Here is a 17,998-nt window from a genome sequence, read left to right on the forward strand (position 1 = left end):
GACGCCGCGCCCTTGCCGCGCTTGATGCCGTCGTGTGCGCTGCAGCGGCCGCCCGGCCGCCGTCCCTCAGTCGGCGTCCGCAGGCGCAGCGCGATGCACCTGCACCGCCTGCGCGGCGAACGCGGCAAGCACGCCGGCCGGGGCGTCGTGCTCCACCACCAGCCGGTCGATCGTCTCCACGCCGACCACGCGGTGCGCGGCCAGGGTGCCGAGCTTGTCGCTGGTCACCACCGCCACGGTCTCGGCGCTGGCCTCGACCATTGCCCGCTTGAACAGGCTCTCCTCGTCGTCCACGCCCCACAGGCCGCGCTCGGGGTCGATCGCGCAGGCGCCGGGAAAGCACAGGTCGGCGCGCAGTTGCCGCACTTGCTGCAGCGCCTGGGCGCCCACCGCCGCGCCGCTGCGCGGATCCAGGCGGCCGCCGATCAGCAGGATCTCGATGCCCTCGCGACGCAGCAGGATCTGCGCGATGTCCGGCGCATTGGTGACCACGCTCAACCCCTGCCGCGCCGGCAGTGCGGCGGCGATGGCGCTGTTGGTGGAGCCGGCATCGATCAGCAGCCGCTGCCCGGGCTTGACCAGCGCCACCGCGGCCAGCGCCAGCGCACGCTTGCGTTCGGCATGCTCGGCCTGGCGCTGCGGCAGCGGCGCAAAGGTCGGCGTGGGCAGCAGCGCGCCGCCGTAGACGCGCCGGCACAGCCCCTGCGCGGCGAGTTCGCGCAGGTCGCGGCGGATCGAGTCCTCGGACACCGCGAAGCGCTCGGCCAGTTCCGCGGCCACCACCCGGCCGTGCTCGCGCAGGCGCTGCAGGATCGCCTGCTGTCGCTCCTGCGGCAGCGTGTCGCGCTCGCCGCTCATGGCGCCGCGGCGTCGGTGCGCGGCGGCAGCAGGCCCAGTACGACCAACTCCTCGCGCAGCGTGGCGGCGTCGCGGAACTGCAGCGCGTGCATGCCGGTGGCGGCCGCGGCGTGCACGTTGCGCGGCGCGTCGTCGATGAACACCGCCCGCGCCGGGTCGATCGCATAGCGTTCGCACAGCAGCGCGAAGATCGCCGGGTCCGGCTTGACCAGGCGCTCCTCGCCCGACACCAGCACGCCCTCGAACCACTGCAGGAACGGAAAGCGTTCGCGTGCGATCGGGAACGTCTCGTGCGACCAGTTGGTCAACGCGTACAGCCGCACGCCCTGCCCGCGCAACTCGTCCAGCACCGCCACCGTGGCGTCCAGCGCGCCGCCCAGCATCTCCGGCCAGCGCGTGTGGTAGGCGGCGATCATCGGCGCGTGCGCCGGATGCAGCGCGCTCAGTTCGGCCACCGCCTCGTGCCACGGCCGCCCGGCGTCCTGGCGCTCGTTCCACTGCGGGCTGCACACCTCGCGCAGGAAGGCTTCCATCGCCGCCTCCTCGTCGAACAGTTGGCGATACAGATGGCGCGGATTCCAGTCGATCAGGACGCCGCCGAGATCGAACACCACGGTGTCCAGGCGAGGCGAGGCGGAGGGATCGGACGACGGCATGGCAGGCTCCAGCGGACGGAAGTGGGGATCAGCGACGGACCAGGCGCGCGCCGGCGGCGACCAGCAGCAACAGCGCCGCCACCGCGGCCAGCGCCAGCGGCAGGCCGATGGCGTGAGCCAGGAAGCCGATCAGCGCCGGTCCGGCGAGCAGGCCGGTATACCCGAGCGTGGTCAAGGTCGCCAGCGCCAGCGCGGGCGAAGTACCGGGCATGCGCCCGGCGGCGCCGAACATCACCGGCACCAGGTTGGACGCGCCCAGGCCGACCAGCACGCAGCCGAGCAGGCCGCTGCCCGGCAAGGTCCCGAGGCTGGCAAGCGCCAACCCGGCCGCCGCCAGCACCGCGCCAAGGGCGACGGTGCGCACCGGCCCCAGCCAGGCCACCAGGCGGTCGCCGCCGAGCCGGCCCAGCGCCATCGCCACCGAGAACGCGGCATAGCCCATGCCCGCCGCGCTGGGTGCCAGGCCGTGATGCTCGCGCAGCAGCACCGCGCTCCAGTCCAGCATCGCGCCCTCGGCCAGCAGGCAGACGAAGCACAGCGCGCCCAGCAGCAGCACCGGCCCCTGCGGCAGTCGCAGCGGCACCGCTTCGCTGGTGGACGCCGTGTGCCGCAGCAAGCCGCCGCGCTGCCACAGCAGCACGCCCAGCAGGAGCACGGCGACCAGCACGGCGCCGGCCAACAGCGGCAGGCCGGCGCCGAGCAAGGCGCTCATGCCGGCCGCGCCGATCAGCCCGCCGACGCTGAACAGGCCATGGAAGCCGGACATCGCCGCCTTCTGCAGGCGCCGCTCCACCTCCACCGCATGCGCGTTCATCGACACGTCGAGCGCGCCCAGCGCCGCGCTGAAGTACAGCAGCGCCGCCACCAGCAGCGGCACGCTGGGCGCCAGCGCCAACGCCGGCAATGCCAGACACAGCGCCAGCGCGCTGGCGACGATGACCGTGCGCGCGCCCAGGCGGTGGCTGAGCAGCCCGCCCAACGGCATCGCCAGCACCGAGCCGGCGCCGAAGGCCAGCAGCACCATGCCCAGCCGCGCGTCGTCCAGCGCGAAGCGCGCCTTGACGTAAGGGACCATCGGCGCCCAGGCGGCCATGGCCATGCCTGAGAGCAGGAACATGCCGCGGGTGGCGGCGACGGCGCGGGAGACGGTGGGCGCAGAGGTTGGCGCGGAAGCTGGAGGCGAGGCGGACGGCATGCGGGGGACCTGCGATCGGATGCGAGCCCAGCTTAGACGAACGTGCATAATCGTGCAGAAACGTGCATTCATCGGCGTCGGGGTATTGCGGCGGTCATTCGGTCTCTGAGCACCGGGCGGCTCGATTCCGCCTGGGAGTTGCGCTGCGGCGACGCAGGCGCTGGCCGCAAACGACGACAGGACCCTGCTGGGTCCTGTCCTTGGGTGCTGCGAAGTGTGGGGGCGTCTGCAGCGCGGTTGGGCGCGGCGGTCTTTGGTGCATTTCTGGCCGCCGTACCCTCACCCCCGGCCCCTCTCCCGCAGGGAGAGCGGGGTTGAGCGCGGCGGTTTCTGGTGCATTTCTGGCCGCCGTACCCTCACCCCCTGCCCCTCTCCCGGAGGGAGAGGGGAGGTCTATCAGGGCTGCACGACATTGATCGTGCCGGGGTTGCTGCGCCCCACCCCGCGCAGGTCGCGACGGTACATGTCCTCGACCAGCGACGGCGGCACCGTGTAGGTGCCCGGGGTCACCGCGCGCACCAGGTAGAACACTTGCGCCTTGCTGCCCGCCGACAGGCTCAGCGCGGCCACGTAGCGGTCGTCGCGGAACTCCTCGTGCTTGACGTCGGCGGCGTTGGAGCGGTCGCTGATCTCGATGCCGTCCACCACCACGTCGGCCCACTGCTTGGCGTCGCCCAGGTTGAAGTTCTCGATCTCCAGGCCGGCCGGCAGCAGGTCGGTCAGCAGCGCGTCGGGCATGCTGGTGTCGGAGGTGATGGTGACCCGCACGATCAGCGCCTCGCCCTCCTTCAGCGGCTGCGGCGTCCACGGCTTGCCGTCGGTGCCGTAGAAGCTGCGCTCCACCTTCAGCGTGCTGTCGTCGGCCGTCGGTGGGGTGCGCGGCACACCAGCGATTTCCAGGCTGGCGTACAGCGGCGGCTGGCCCTGCGGCACGAAGTGCACGCCGCGCGCCAGCTCGGCCTCGTCGAACTGGCGGCCGAAGGCCTTGGCCGGGGCGATCGCTTCGCTGCTGTCGCCGATGCTCAACTGTCCGGACACCTGCGCGGTCTGGCTGTTGAGCAGGGCCTTGCCCATGCGCGCCAGCGCCACCTGCTCCTGCGTGCTCAGCCACAGCCAGCCACCGCGGCGGCGCGCGTCCAGTTCGCGGCCCAGCGCCATCACCCGCGCGTCGTACTCGGGCTTGGCCAGGCCGCGCTCGTGCAGCAGCGCGACCATCAGCGCATCGTCGCGGACCACGCTGCCGTAGTCGCCGAAGTAGCGCGGCCGGTCGGCGCTGTCCTTGGCGAAACCGGCGGCGATCGCCGCTTCGCCACGCTTCTTGTCGCCCTGCAGCGACAGCGCCACGCCCAGGTGCACCAGCGACAGGCCGGTCAGCGCCTTGTTGCGGTCGTTGTCGTACAGCGCGCGCAGCGTGCCCAGCGGCGCACGGTTGACCCGCGCCAGCACGTAGCCGGACCAGGCCTGGTTGGCGAACTTCAGGTTCTCGCGGCGGTCCTGGCCGTAGAAGTTGTTGCCGCCGGACAGCAGGTCCTCGCTGAGCCGGTTCAGCGCCTTCTGCAGCACGTTGTCGGGCACCGCGAAACCGGCGTCCTTGGCGTCGAGCAGAAACTCGGCGATGTACGGGGTCAGCCCCGGATTTACGTAGCCCTCGTCGCCCCACATCGAGAAGTGGCCGCTGGAGACCTGCATCGAGGCCAGCCGCCCAAACGCGCCTTCCATGCGCGCGCGACGCGTGGCCGCATCCAGGCCCTTGACCCCGAGCAGGCGCGCGGTGGCGTCGTCGAGCAGCAGCGCGGCGTAGCCCTTGCTGGTGGTCTGCTCGGCGCAGCCGTAGGGGTACTGCAGCGCGCCCTGCAGGGCGCTGGCGAACGGGATCGGCGGCAAGGCGCTGACCAGCATGCGCGCGTTGACCGAGCCAGCCATCAGACCCTCGGCATCGCTGGCACCCAGGGTCACCGGCGCCAACGGGTCGAGCACGCGGGTCTGCGCGCGCAGCACCGACGGCCACGCCGCGCGCACCGGCAGGTCGTAGCGGCGGTCGGCGGCATAGCCATTACCCTCCACGCGCACCCGCACCTTGGCCACCGTATAGCCTTCCTGCGCCACCAGCGGGAAGCTCAGGGTGGCCTTGCCGTCCTTGCCCAGCTTGGCGCTGCGCGCGTTGTCGGCGATCGCCAGCGGGCCTTCGCCGTCCACCCGCACCTTGAACTCGCCCGGCTGGCCGGTGAAATTCTGCACGTCCAGGGTCACGGTGCTGCGGTCGCCCGGCGCCATCACCCGCGGCATGCTGGCCTCGGCCACGATCGGCGCGCGCACCAGGGTCTCCACGTCGCGGTTGCCGTAGCGCTCGTCCGAATAGACCAGCGCCGACACGCGCAGGGTGCCGTTGAAGTCCGGCACCGGCAGCTGCACGCGGGCGTTGCCCTTGGCGTCCAGTTGCACCGGGCCGGAGAACAGGTCCACGGTCTGCACCCGCGCGGTCGGCCGCTTGGCCTGCGGCAACGCCGCCAGCGCCATGTCGCCGCCGAAGCGCAGCTTGCCGGTGCCGCCCTCGAAGCTCTCGATCACCCGGCCGTAGATGTCGTAGGCATCCACGCCCAGGCGCCGCTGCGCGAAGAACTGCGCGTTGGCGTTGGGCACCGGGAAGCGGGTGATGTTGAGGATGCCCACGTCCACCGCGGAGATGGTCACGTGCGCCTGCTTGCCGGCCAGTTCCGGCACGCTCACCGTCACCGGCAGCGGCTGTTCCGGGCGCATCTGCTTGGGCGCGACCAGGCCCACCGCCACGCGCCGGGCCTTGCGGTCCATCGGCACGTAGGCCACGCCGACCGCGCGCGCCGGAGTGATCTTGCTCGGCGCCGAGCCGCCGCGGAACACCAGCGCGGTGACGTAGACGTCGTGGCGCTCCCAGTCCTTGGTCACCGGGATCTCGAAGCGGCTGCCCGGCTTCACGTCGATGTCCTGCACGTACAGCATGCGGTCGCTCTCGACCATCAGCAGGCCGGGGCCGGCATGCGGCGGGGTCAGGGTGACCTTGAGCGTGTCGCCGGCCTTGTAGCCGGTCTTGTCCAGCGCCAGCTTGACCTTGTCCGGACGCGCATCGAGGCCGCGGTTCTCGTCGTTCCAGCTCCAGCCGGCATGGAACGGATAACGCGTGGTCAGGCCGGTGGCCGGGTCGAACACGTCCACCCGGTACTCGCCCCACTCCACCGGGAAGTCGACCTTGGCGGCGCTGGCGCCGGCATCGATGGTGAGCGTCTGCTTGTTCTCGAAGCGGCGGGTGAAGTCGTAGTCCCAGCGGTTGTCGGTGAACGCCCAGTGGTAGTCGCGCAGCTCGCGTACCAGGGTCACCTTCAGGCCCTTGGCCGGCTGCGGCTTGCCCTGCGCATCCACGCGCATCAGCTCGAAGCGCGCGTTGGCGTTGGCGTCGGCGCCGTCCTTGTCGTCGAACAGCGGGCGCACGCCGACCAGCGCCGGCGCCGGCCACAGCACGCGCTTGAGGGTGCGGGTGACGGTGCGGCCGCCGGTCTCGTACACGCTGGCCGAGACCAGCGCGGCGATGGTGCTGGTCGGCTTGGCCTCGTCGGGCAGCGCCAGGTCCTCGCTGAGCTTGCCGTCGGCGCCGAACTCGGTGTCGACCACGTCCTTGGCCTCGCGCGGCAACTGCAGGGTCGGGTCGCCGAAGAAGTAGCCCGGCAACGCCTCCACCGGGTGCTGCTCGACCGCCACCGCCAGCTTGGCGGTGAAGCGGTTGCCCGCGGCCGGCGCGCCGTACAGATAGGCGGCGGTGGCCTGCAGCTTGAACGGCTCGCCCGGCTTGAGCGTCTTCTGCGCGCTGTCCAGGTCCAGCTTCATGCGCTCGGGCAGGAACTCCTCGATGCGCAGGGTCATGCCCTGCACCGCTTCCTTGCTGGTCGGGTCGGTGCGGAACTCCACCTGCCAGCGTCCGGTCGGCGCATCGGCGGGGATCAGCTGCTCGAAGCTGAAATAGCCCTGCTCGCCCGGCTGCAGCCGGGTCTCGCGGAAGATCTTGCCGTCGGGCTGCTTGAGCCGCAGGAACACCGGCTGCGCGCCCTTGCCGGTGGTCGGCACCGGCTTGCCGTCGTTGTCGCGCAGCAGCGCCGACACCCGCACGGTCTCGCCGGGGCGGTACAGGTCGCGGCCGGACCAGGCGAACACGTCGAACCAGGCGTTCTCGCGCCCGGCCACCGCGAACTCGCTCAGGTCCAGCGCCGGCTGGTTGAACGGCAGCATCGACAGGTCGGTGCCGCTGCGCGCCACCAGCACCTGGCCGGCGTCGAGCGTGTAGTTCAGCAGCGCGTTGCCGTTGTCGTCGGTCTGGCCCTTCAGGAACAGCTCGCCGTCGGCGCCGAGCACGCGCAGCTCCACCTTCTTCAGCGGCTCGCCACTCTGCAGCGAGGCAGTGTGCACGAACAGCTTGTCCTTGTAGGCGCGCGCGTGCAGGCCGATGTCGCTGACGGTGAAGAAGGCGGTGTCGTATTCGTTGTCGAACTTGCCGGGGCGGCGCAGCACCGCGAAGTACAGGCCCGGCGCCTGCAGTTCCTTGATTTCCTGGATCGGCAGGTAGGTCAGCGCGCGCTCGTTCTTGTCGCCGCCGAGCACGAAGCGGTTGACGTAGACCGAGTCGGCCATCTGCGAGATCGGGGTGTGCTCGCCGTACTCGCTATCCAGTTCCCAGGTGCCGCGGCGGCCGCCGCGCTGGTACTGGGCGAAGAACGTCGGCAGCGCGCCCTCCTTGACCCGCATGAACTCCACGTCCACTTCCGGCACGTTGAGCGAGACCACCGGCAGGCCGCGGCTCTCGCGCGCCGGCAGCACGCTGCCCTGCGAGGCGAAGCCGACCGCCGGGGTCAGTTCGCCGGTGTAGACCTTCTGCTTGAGCGGCTTGCCCAGGCGGCTGCCGTCGGCGGCCAGCAGGTCGGCCGAGATCACCACGGTGTAGTCCTTGGCCGCCTCCACGTAGGGATAGCGCAGGGTCTTGCCGTCGTCGGACAGCGACCAGGCGCTCTCGTCGGTGCCGACCTTCTCCTCGAAGCGCAGCAGCTTGTCGAAATCCTGGGTGCCGACCAGCGGCCGCGAGAACTCCAGCGCCAGCGACAGCCCGTCGCTTTTCTGGTCGGGATAGGCGCGGACCAGGCCGAAGCCCTTCATCGCTTCCTTCTGCCCCTTCACCGGCTCGCCGCTGGCCTCGGGCAACTGCCCGGATTCGTTGCGCTTGCAGCCGCCCAGCGCCAGCGCCAGGCCCAGCAGCAAGCACGTCCCCATCAACCCCGCGCGCAGGCCCGCCCAGCGCCGCTTCGAATCCGTGTGCATGCGTTCGCTCCGTGAATGTGGCGCGAGTATAAAGCGCCGGCGCGACGGCTGGAGGGGCGAACGTGCGCCATCCGTCGGCGTGTGCGCGGCAGGCCGCCATCGGTGCGGAAGCACCTCCCGCAACCATGCCACCGATCGCCGTGGAGCCCCTGTAGGAGCGGCTTCAGCCGCGACGGGCTTTCTCGGGAACGCCGGTCGCGGCTGAAGCCGCTCCTACCCCTGAGTCGCCGTGGGCCCTCACCTTGAGGCCAGGTTGGAGGGCTTCGGTCCCACCGCGACGGCACGGGGTGCGCCGATGGCTCCACTGGTCGGGACTGAAGTCCCTCCCACAGGGAGCCAATCCGATCGCCCATGCCGACAGCATCCACGGCAAGCGTCCTATGTGGGAGGGACTTCAGTCCCGACTGCAGCGCAACGAATCAGCCAACTGCCCCGCTTGTCGCGACCACACGTCAGCGCAGCAGCCGCTGCATGTACAGCGCAATCAGCCGCGGCCGGTCCAGTGTCAGGCACACCTGCGCGTTGGCCGCAGCCCCCGACGCGTCCGCCGTCGACGTCTCGCGGGTGTAGCCCTTGTCGTCGACCACGATGCGCAGCGGCACGGTGGGGCACAGGCCGGGATCCAGCAACTGCGCCACCGGCACCACGTCGAACAGCGTCGGGGTGGCGCTGGCCCAGGGCTGGTCGGTGTCGCGCCACTGGTAGTAGAGCTGCGCCAGCGCGTCGGTCAGCGGCTCGCCATGGGCGAACAGCGCCACCCGCTCCGGCTCCTCCAGGGTCACCTGGGTGGCGTCCAGCGGCAGCATCACGATCGGCACGCCGGCGGCGAACACGCGCTGCGCAGCGGGGATGTCGGCGGCGATGTTGTACTCGGCCGCCGGCGGATTCGGCGGGCGGTAGCGCGACTTGCCGTACCCCGCGCGCACCGAGCCGCCCATCAGCACCACCTGCTTGAGCTGGGCGAAGCCAGCCGGATCGCGCTGCAGCGCGCGCGCCGCGTCGGTCAGCGGGCCGAGCACCAGCAGGGTGACCTGGCCGGGATGACGCCGCGCCTGCGCCACGATGAAGTCGGCCGCATCCGGCGCCTTGCGCGGCAGCGTACCCTTCGCCGCCCAGCGCGCCTGACTGAAGGGGATGGTGCTGGTAGTGCGCTGGCCGATCGCCAGCGGAATGTCGCTGCGGCCGGCCTGCTGCAGCAGCCGCTGCAGCAGTTGCGCGCGCAGGCCGGTGTCGCCCCAGGCCGAGGCGATGCCCAGCACCTGCAGCTCCGGGCTGCGCAACAGCAGCGCCAGCGCGAACGCATCATCGATGTCGTCGCCGACGTCGGTGGACACCACCACCTTCTGCACCGGCGCGGTCGTTGCTGGCGCCGTGGCCGTGGCCGCCGTCGCATCGTTCACCCACACGGCCGCGATCAGCAGCGCCGACGCCGCCCATTGCTTCAGCACGCGCATGCGCGTCTCCCAAAAAAGAACCGCCGGCATGATAGCCGGCGGTCGGTGGTGCAACGGCGGGGCCGCGGATCAGAAGTTGGCGCGGAACTGCGCGCCGACGATGCGCGGATCGTTGATGAAGCCGGTGAGGTTGTTGAAGTCGATCGCACCGGTGGCGCGGATCTGGTTGGTGCAGTTGCGGCAGAACACCGAGACCTCGTACGCGCCGGCGCCCCAGTTGTAGCCGATCTTGGCACCACCCTCGAGCAGCGGCTGGCCGACGAACTCGCGCGAGTCGTACAGGAAGAAGTTGATCTCGCTGCGGTAGGACCAGTCGGTGAAGAAGAAGAACTCGGCGTCGTCGCCGACCGGGATGCCGTAGCGCAGGGTCGCGTTGCCCATCCACTTGGCCGCCTGCGGCAACACATTGCCGTCGATCAGCGCGCGGCCGGAGGCGTTGACCGGATCGGTCACGGTGCAGGTGCGGCACACGCCCACCGACAGGGTCGGGTCCTCGATGCGGGTCCAGTTGTAGGCGCCGCCCAGGGTCATGCGCAGGTTCTGGGTCAGCAGCGCTTCGAAGTCGAACTCGGCGCCGCGCGCCTTGGAGGCCTTGGCGTTGAGCAGGCGCACGTCGTTGGAGGCGCCACCGACGGCGGTCAGCTGCTGGTTCTTCACCTTGAAGTCGTAGACGTCGAAGCTCAGGCGCGCACGCTTGTCGAACAGGTCGGACTTGATGCCGATCTCGTAGGAGTCCACGGTTTCCGGCGCGGCCACGGTCAGCGGCGCGGTGGCCGACGGCACGCCGAAGCTGGCGCCGCGGAAACCGCGGGCGGCGCGCCCGTAGACGTTGACGTTGTCGTTGATCGTGTAGGTGGCGCTGAGGTCGCCGGTGACCTTGGAGTTGTCGGTGCTGCCGCTGGAGGGCTGCTGCAGGGTCACGCGGTCCAGCGCGAGCACGTCGAAGGTCTTCTTATCGTAGGTGTAGCGGATGCCGGCGCGCAGGTTCAGGCGCTCGGTGGCCGCGTAGTTCAGCGAGCCGAACGCCGCCCACGAGGTGTTGCGCTGGCGGGTCAGCTGGTAGCTGGACAGGGTGCCGCCGGCCAGGGTGTTGTAGGTGTAGTTCTCGCCTTCCACCGAATCGTGGAAGTAGTACAGGCCGGCCTGCCAGTTCAGCGGTCCGGTGTACTGCGACTCGGCGCGCAGCTCCTGCGAATACTGGTCCAGGTTCTTGATGCCGCCGGCGGTCTCCACCGGGAACGCGATCACCCCGGGGCCGGACGGCGGCGCGAACACCGCGCCGTAGCCGCCGTCGATGTCGCCGCGGCTGTAGTACTTGCCGATGCCCTCGTAGCCGGTGATCGAGTGCAGCACGATGTCGCCCAGGTCCCAGGTCAGGTTGGCGCTGCCACCGTAGGTCTGCAGTTCCTGGGTGTTCTTGCCGTCGATGGACACCTTGTCCGGATCGAAGCCGGCGACCAGCTGGTTGGTGCCCGGCTGGAAGATGTTGGCGCGGAACAGCCGCGCGGTGCCGTCGAGGTGGCGCGCGTGCGCGTTGAACAGCGCGCTGAAGTCCTCGCCCGGCTGGAACAGCACCTGCAGGCGCACCGCCGAGTCCATGTAGCCTTCGAAGGAGCGGTTGTCGATGGTGTTGTCGACCCAGTCGCCGCGGCGCTGGCCCAGCGCCGACAGGCGCGCGGCCCACTTGTCGCCCATCGCCACGCTCAGGCCGGTTTCCATGGTCATGGTGCCGTAGGTGCCGTAGGACAGGCTGGCGTAGCCGTCGTTGGCGCCGATGGTCGGCTTGACCGAGTTGAACTTGACCACGCCGGCGGGGGTGTTGCGGCCGAACAGCGTGCCCTGCGGACCGCGCAGCACTTCCAGGCTCTGCAGATCGAAGATCGGGAAGCCCTTCAGGAACGCGTTCTCGGCGACCACGTCGTCATAGATCAGCGACACCGGCTGCGAGGCGTAGGTGTTGAAGTCGGTGTTGCCGTAGCCGCGGATGTAGAAGCGCGGGAACACGCGGCCGTTGGATGACTCGACGTTGAGGCTGGGCGCCTTACCGGCCAGCACGCGCACGTCCGAGCCGCTGGTGGCGATGGCGTCCAGGTATTCCGGGCGCAGCACGCTGGCCGACACCGGCACGTCCTTGGAGTCCTCGGCACGGCGCTCGGCGGTGACCTTGATCGTGTCCAGACGGGCGACCCCGTCGGTGCTGTCCGCCTGCTGGGCGGCGGCGGGGAACGAAAGCGCGGAAACGACGGCAACGGCAAGCGCACTGGCGCGCAGCGACCAACTGGCAGACATGGGAACTCCGGGATGGGTGGGCGTAATCGGGAGCGCGCCGAGTCCTTGCCGCGCCGCAGCATAATTAACACAAAATATACAACCTGCGGCGGCCGGCGTCACCTGGGGGGCGGGGATTTGGGATTGGGGAGTCGGGATTGGCAAAAGCGGGCCTGGCGCCGGAGCTGCGCCTGACGGCCCGGGCGGGGCTTCCCACCTCGGATTGCGGCAGCCGTCTTTCGTCGCGTCGGGACTGAAGTCCCTCCCACAGGGCTTCCCTCCCCTGTGGAACGCATCAGGCTGGCAGTGCCCCCACCTGTACCCACCTGTAGGAGCGGCTTCAGCCGCGATAAGCGAAGCGGCAGCGCCTCCCGCCTCTGAAACACTCGGGGCCGCACTCGCTGCCGGGGCCGCACTCGCTGCCACCGGCTCAGCCGGCCAGCGCCCTCAACCCGCCGGCGTCTCCGGCACGCGCACCCAGCCTTCCATCAGCACCCGCGCGCTGCGGCTCATCAAGGCCTTGGTGACGGTCCACTGGCCGTCGACCTGGCGCGCCTCGGCGCCGACCCGCAAGGTGCCGGAGGGATGGCCGAAGCGCACCGCGGTGCGTTCGCCGCCGCCGGCGGCGCGGTTGACCAGGGTGCCGGGAATCGCCGCGGCGGTGCCGATCGCCACCGCTGCGGTGCCCATCATCGCGTGGTGCAGCTTGCCCATCGACATCGCCCGCACCAGCAGGTCGATGTCGGCGGCCGCCACCGGCTTGCCGCTGGAGGCGGTGTAGTCGGCCGGCGGCGCGACGAAGGCGACCTTGGGCGTGTGCTGGCGCGTCGCCGCGTCTTCCAGCGTGGCGATCAGGCCCATGCGCAGCGCGCCGTACGCGCGGATGGTTTCGAAGCGCTGCAGCGCCTGCGCATCGCCGTTGATCGCGTCCTGCAGTTCGGTGCCGCGGTAGCCCAGCGCCTGCGCCTCGAGAAAGATCGTGGGGATACCCGCATTGATCAGGGTCGCCTGGAAGCTGCCGACGCCGGGCACCTCCAGCGTGTCGACCAGGTTGCCGGTGGGGAACATGGCACCGCCGGCGCCGTCCTCGTCGGCGGCCGGGTCGAGGAATTCCAGCGCGATCTCCGCCGCCGGGAAGGTCACCCCGTCCAGCTCGAAATCGCCGGTCTCCTGCACCGCGCCATCGGTCATCGGCACCTGCGCGACGATGGTCTTGCCGATGTTGGCCTGCCAGATCCGCACCGTGGCCACGCCATCGCGCGGAATCCGCGCCGGATCCACCAGCCCGGCGGCGATCGCGAACGGCCCCACCGCGGCGGACAGGTTGCCGCAGTTGCCGCTCCAGTCCACGAACGCGCGCTCGATCGCCACCTGGCCGAACAGATAGTCCACGTCGTGGTCCGGGCGCGTGCTCGGCGCCACGATCACGGTCTTGCTGGTGCTGGAGGTGGCCCCGCCCATGCCGTCGATCTGCTTGGCGTACGGATCGGGACTGCCGATCACCCGCTGCAGCAGCGCATCGCGCGCCGGGCCCGGCGTCTGCGCCGCCGCGGGCAGGTCCTGCAGGCGGAAGAACACGCCCTTGGAGGTGCCGCCGCGCATGTAGGTGGCGGGGATGCGGAGTTGCGGAGCGTGGGCCATGGCGGTTCCGGTTGCGTGCGAAAAGAAGAGACGGCGGATCAGGGCGAATCGGGAATCTCGGGCTCGACCAGCTGCGTCAGCAGGGTCAGCGACTCCTGCCAGCCGAGATGGCAGAACTCCACCGGGATCTGCGGCGGGATGCCCTCCTGCACGATCTCCAGCGCCGTGCCGCAGGCCACCGGCCGCAGCCGCACGGTCACGATCATCTCGCCGGGCAGGTCCGGGTTGTCGAAGCGATCGGTGTGGCGGATCAGCTGGCCGGGCACCAGCTCCAGGTAGGTGCCGCCGAAGGCGCTGCTGGTGCCGGTGCCGAGGTTGGTGAAGCTCATCCGGTAGCTGCCGCCCACCCGCGCGTCCAGCGCATGCACGGTGGCGACGAAGCCGTGCGGCGGCAGCCATTTGACCAGCGCCGCCGGCTCCAGGAAGGCGCGGTAGACGCGCTCGGCCGGCGCGCGCAGCACGCGATGCAAGTGGACGGTCCCGGTGGTGGCGGCGGACGTGGTCATGGCGTTTTCCTCGGCGGTGGCGGGCGCGGCCAGCATGGCACGCGCCCGATGACAGCGGCAGCCGGCTCAGGCGCTGCGGGCGTCCTCGAGGAAGTCCTGGGCGAAGCGCTGCAGCACGCCGCCGGCCTCGTAGATGGACACCTCCTCGTTGCTGTCCAGGCGGCACAGCACCGGCACCTCCACCACGTCGCCGTCCTTGCGCACGATGCGCAGGGTCAGCGTGGCGCCCGGGGTGCGCGCGCCGACCACGTCGAAGGTCTCGCTGCCGTCGATGCCCAGGGTCGTGCGCGTGGTGCCCGGCAGGAACTGCAGCGGCAGCACGCCCATGCCGATCAGGTTGGTGCGGTGGATGCGCTCGAAGCCTTCGGCGACGATGGCCTCGACCCCGGCCAGGCGCACGCCCTTGGCCGCCCAGTCGCGCGAGGAGCCCTGGCCGTAGTCGGCGCCGGCGATCACGATCAGCGGCTGCTTGCGCGCCATGTAGGTCTCGATCGCTTCCCACATGCGCAGCACCTGCCCGTCCGGCTCCAGCCGGGTCAGCGAGCCCTGCTGCACCTTGCCATCGACCACCGCCATTTCGTTGATGAGCTTGGGATTGGCGAAAGTGGCGCGCTGCGCGGTGAGGTGGTCGCCGCGATGGGTGGCGTAGGAATTGAAGTCCTCCTCCGGCACGCCCATGTGCGCCAGGTATTCGCCGGCGGCGCTGTCGGCCAGGATCGCGTTGGATGGCGACAGGTGGTCGGTGGTGATGTTGTCGCCGAGTACCGCCAGCGCGCGCATGCCGCGCAGCGTACGCTCGCCGGCCAGCGCGCCTTCCCAGTACGGCGGGCGGCGGATGTAGGTGCTGCGCGGGCGCCAGGCGTACAGCGGCGCCACCGGCGCGCCCTGCTCCACGCGCACGTTGAACATCGGCGCATAGACGCGGCGGAACTGCTCCGGCTTCACCGCGGCCCGCACCGCCGCATCGATCTCGGCATCGCTGGGCCAGATGTCCTTCAGCCGCACCTCGCGCCCGTCGGCATCGGTGCCCAGCACGTCCTTCTCGATGTCGAAGCGCACCGTGCCGGCGATGGCGTAGGCGATCACCAGCGGCGGCGAGGCCAGGAACGCCTGCTTGGCATAAGGATGGATGCGCCCGTCGAAGTTGCGGTTGCCCGACAGCACCGCGGTGGCGTACAGGTCGCGCGCCACGATCTCCTGCTGGATGCGTGGATCCAGCGCGCCGCTCATGCCGTTGCAGGTGGTGCAGGCGAAGGCGACGATGCCGAAGCCCAGCGCCTCCAGGTCCGGCAGCAGGCCGGCCTCTTCCAGGTACAGCTGCACCGCCTTGGATCCGGGCGCCAGCGAGGTTTTCACCCACGGCTTGCGGGCCAGGCCGCGCGCGCGCGCATTGCGCGCCAGCAGGCCGGCGGCGATGACGTTGCGCGGGTTGGAGGTGTTGGTGCAACTGGTGATGGCGGCGATGATCACCGCACCGTCGGGCATGCGCCCCTGCGCCTGCTCGGCCTGGCCGGCGGCGAGCTTGGTGGCGTCGGCGATGCCGCGCGCGGCCAGCTCGGTGGTCGCCACGCGCTTGTGCGGATTGCTGGGGCCGGCCATGTTGCGCACCACCTGCGACAGGTCGAAGCGCAGCACGCGCTCGTACTGCGCGGTGGCCAGCGCGTCGGCCCACAGCCCGGTGGTGCGCGCGTACTGCTCCACCAGCGCCACCTGCGTTTCCTCGCGCCCGGTCAGGCGCAGGTAGTCCAGGGTCTGCTGGTCGATGTAGAACATCGCCGCGGTGGCGCCGTATTCCGGGCACATGTTGGAGATGGTGGCGCGGTCGCCGATGGTCAGCGCGGCGGCGCCTTCGCCGAAGAATTCCAGGTACGCGCCGACCACGCGCTCCTGGCGCAGGAACTCGGTCAGCGCCAGCACCACGTCGGTGGCGGTGATGCCGGGCTGCGGCCGGCCGCTCAGCTCCACGCCGACGATGTCCGGCAGGCGCATCCACGAGGCGCGGCCGAGCATCACGCTTTCCGCTTCCAGCCCGCCGACGCCGATCGCGATCACCCCCAGCGCATCCACGTGCGGCGTGTGGCTGTCGGTGCCCACACAGGTATCGGGGAAGGCGACGCCGTCGTGCACGTAGATCACCGGCGACATCTTCTCCAGATTGATCTGGTGCATGATGCCGTTGCCCGGCGGGATCACGTCCACGTTGCGGAACGCGCGCTTGCTCCAGTCGATGAAGTGGAAGCGATCCTCGTTGCGGCGATCCTCGATCGCGCGGTTCTTGGCGAAGGCCTGCGGATCGTCGCCGCCGCACTCCACCGCCAGCGAGTGGTCGACGATCAACTGCACCGGCACCACCGGATTGACCTTGGCCGGGTCGCCGCCCTGCTCGGCGATGGCGTCGCGCAGTCCGGCCAGGTCGACCAGCGCGGTCTGGCCGAGGATGTCGTGGCACACCACCCGCGCCGGAAACCACGGGAAATCCAGGTCGCGGCGGCGCTCGATCAATTGCAGCAAGGCATCCTGCAGCAGGCCAGGATCGCAACGACGCACAAGGTTCTCGGCGAACACCCGCGAGACATAGGGCAGGCCGGCGTAGGCGCCCGGGCTGATCGCATCGACTGCGGCCTGCGCGTCGAAGTAGTCCAGCGCGGTGCCGGGAAGGGATTTACGGTAGTGGCTGTTCATGGCTGGCTACAGTAGAAAAAAGCGAAGACAGGACTCCTTCTCCCTTCGGGACCTTGGCCCCCTTTTTGGGGGAAGGTGCCCCGAAGGGGCGGATGAGGGTACGGGCAAAGCTCGTGCAACCCAACACCACGAGGCTGCGCCCGTACCCTCACCCCCGACCCCTCTCCCGACGGGAGAGGGGAGTGTCACTCGGGGTAGAGGGTGCGTAGTTGCATCACTTGCGCTGATCGATCGGCACGAACGCCTGATCCTCCGGCCCCACGTAGTTCGCGCTGGGGCGGATGATCTTGCCGTCGATGCGCTGCTCGATGATGTGCGCGCTCCAGCCGGCGGTGCGGGCGATGACGAACAGCGGGGTGAACATCGCCGTCGGCACGCCCATCATGTGGTAGCTGACCGCGCTGAACCAGTCCAGGTTGGGGAACATCTTCTTGATGTCCCACATCACCGTCTCCAGGCGCTCGGCGATGTCGTACATCTTGCGGCTGCCCTGCGCCTCGGACAGTTCGCGCGCCACGTCCTTGATGACCTGGTTGCGCGGATCGGACACCGTGTACACCGGGTGGCCGAAGCCGATGATGACTTCCTTGCGCTCGACCCGCGCGCGGATGTCGGCCTCGGCCTCGTCCGGGGTGTCGTAGCGCTTCTGCACCTCGAAGGCGACCTCGTTGGCGCCGCCGTGCTTGGGCCCGCGCAGCGCGCCGATACCCCCGGCGATGGCGCTGTACATGTCGCTGCCGGTGCCGGCGATGACCCGGCAGGCGAAGGTGGACGCGTTGAACTCGTGCTCGGCGTAGAGGATCAGGCTGGTGTGCATCGCCTGCACCCATTCCTCGTGCGGCTTGAACCCGTGCAGCAGGCGCAGGAAGTGCCCACCGATCGAATCGTCGTCGGTCTCCACCTCGATGCGCCGGCCGTTGTGGCTGTAGTGGTACCAGTACAGCAGCATCGAGCCGAGGCTGGCCATCAGCTTGTCGGCGATGTCGCGCGCGCCCGGGTGGTTGTGATCGTCCTTCTCCGGCTGCACGCAGCCCAGCACCGACACGCCGGTGCGCATCACGTCCATCGGATGCGCCGACGGCGGCAACTGCTCCAGCGCGGCCTTGACCGCGGCCGGAATGCCGCGCAGCGAGCGCAGCTTGGCCTTGTAGCCGCGCAGCTCGCTGTTGCTGGGCAGCTTGCCGTGCACCAGCAGGTAGGCGATCTCCTCGAACTGGCTGGTGCGCGCCAGGTCCAGGATGTCGTAGCCGCGGTAGTGCAGGTCGTTGCCGCTGCGGCCCACCGTGCACAGCGCGGTGTTGCCGGCGGCGGTGCCGGACAGGGCCACCGATTTCTTCGGCTTGAAGGCGGGGGCGGTCTGCGGAGCGGTGTCGTTCATGGCGAATCTCCCGGTGGTGCGGTCGG

General features: G+C 70.3%; 10 protein-coding genes. All 10 read right to left on the minus strand.

Translation table 11 applies throughout. The features are described from left to right. Positions 1–66: 66 nt before the first annotated feature. On the minus strand, positions 67–858 hold the full coding sequence (locus AC1PMG_RS16180) for a DeoR/GlpR family DNA-binding transcription regulator (RefSeq protein WP_481109559.1): 792 nt from the start codon (positions 856–858) through the stop codon (positions 67–69). Beyond that, positions 855–1,514 (minus strand): HAD family hydrolase, encoded by a 660-nt coding sequence (locus tag AC1PMG_RS16185; protein ID WP_481109560.1) that lies wholly within the window; start codon positions 1,512–1,514, stop codon positions 855–857. The genes AC1PMG_RS16180 and AC1PMG_RS16185 overlap by 4 nt, the downstream gene beginning before the upstream one ends. A 28-nt stretch (positions 1,515–1,542) precedes the next feature. After that, positions 1,543–2,631, minus strand: a complete 1,089-nt coding sequence (locus AC1PMG_RS16190; protein WP_481109561.1) for an MFS transporter — start codon at positions 2,629–2,631, stop codon at positions 1,543–1,545. Between the two features lie 474 nt (positions 2,632–3,105). Further along, complete coding sequence (locus AC1PMG_RS16195; RefSeq protein WP_481111693.1) at positions 3,106–7,995, minus strand: alpha-2-macroglobulin family protein; 4,890 nt, start codon at positions 7,993–7,995, stop codon at positions 3,106–3,108. Between the two features lie 500 nt (positions 7,996–8,495). Next, entirely contained in the window at positions 8,496–9,497 is a 1,002-nt protein-coding gene (locus AC1PMG_RS16200) for a nucleoside hydrolase (RefSeq protein ID WP_481109562.1), read from the minus strand. A 69-nt stretch (positions 9,498–9,566) separates the two neighbouring features. Continuing rightward, the gene (locus AC1PMG_RS16205) at positions 9,567–11,786 is read right to left on the minus strand and encodes a TonB-dependent receptor (protein ID WP_481109563.1); all 2,220 of its coding nucleotides are present in this window, start codon (positions 11,784–11,786) and stop codon (positions 9,567–9,569) included. Between the two features lie 426 nt (positions 11,787–12,212). Beyond that, entirely contained in the window at positions 12,213–13,406 is a 1,194-nt protein-coding gene (gene prpF, locus AC1PMG_RS16210) for a 2-methylaconitate cis-trans isomerase PrpF (RefSeq protein WP_481109564.1), read from the minus strand. Positions 13,407–13,444: 38 nt separating this feature from the next. Next, a complete protein-coding gene (locus AC1PMG_RS16215; protein ID WP_481109565.1) occupies positions 13,445–13,948 on the minus strand; it encodes an SRPBCC family protein in 504 nt (167 codons plus the stop codon). 30 nt (positions 13,949–13,978) lie between these two features. Further along, positions 13,979–16,594 (minus strand): Fe/S-dependent 2-methylisocitrate dehydratase AcnD, encoded by a 2,616-nt coding sequence (gene acnD / locus AC1PMG_RS16220; protein WP_481109566.1) that lies wholly within the window; start codon positions 16,592–16,594, stop codon positions 13,979–13,981. A gap of 214 nt (positions 16,595–16,808) precedes the next feature. Then, the gene (gene prpC, locus AC1PMG_RS16225; RefSeq protein WP_153751164.1) at positions 16,809–17,972 is read right to left on the minus strand and encodes a bifunctional 2-methylcitrate synthase/citrate synthase; all 1,164 of its coding nucleotides are present in this window, start codon (positions 17,970–17,972) and stop codon (positions 16,809–16,811) included. Between the last annotated feature and the right edge of the window lie 26 nt (positions 17,973–17,998).

It is taken from the genome of Xanthomonas sp. NCPPB 2250, assembly GCF_056725265.1.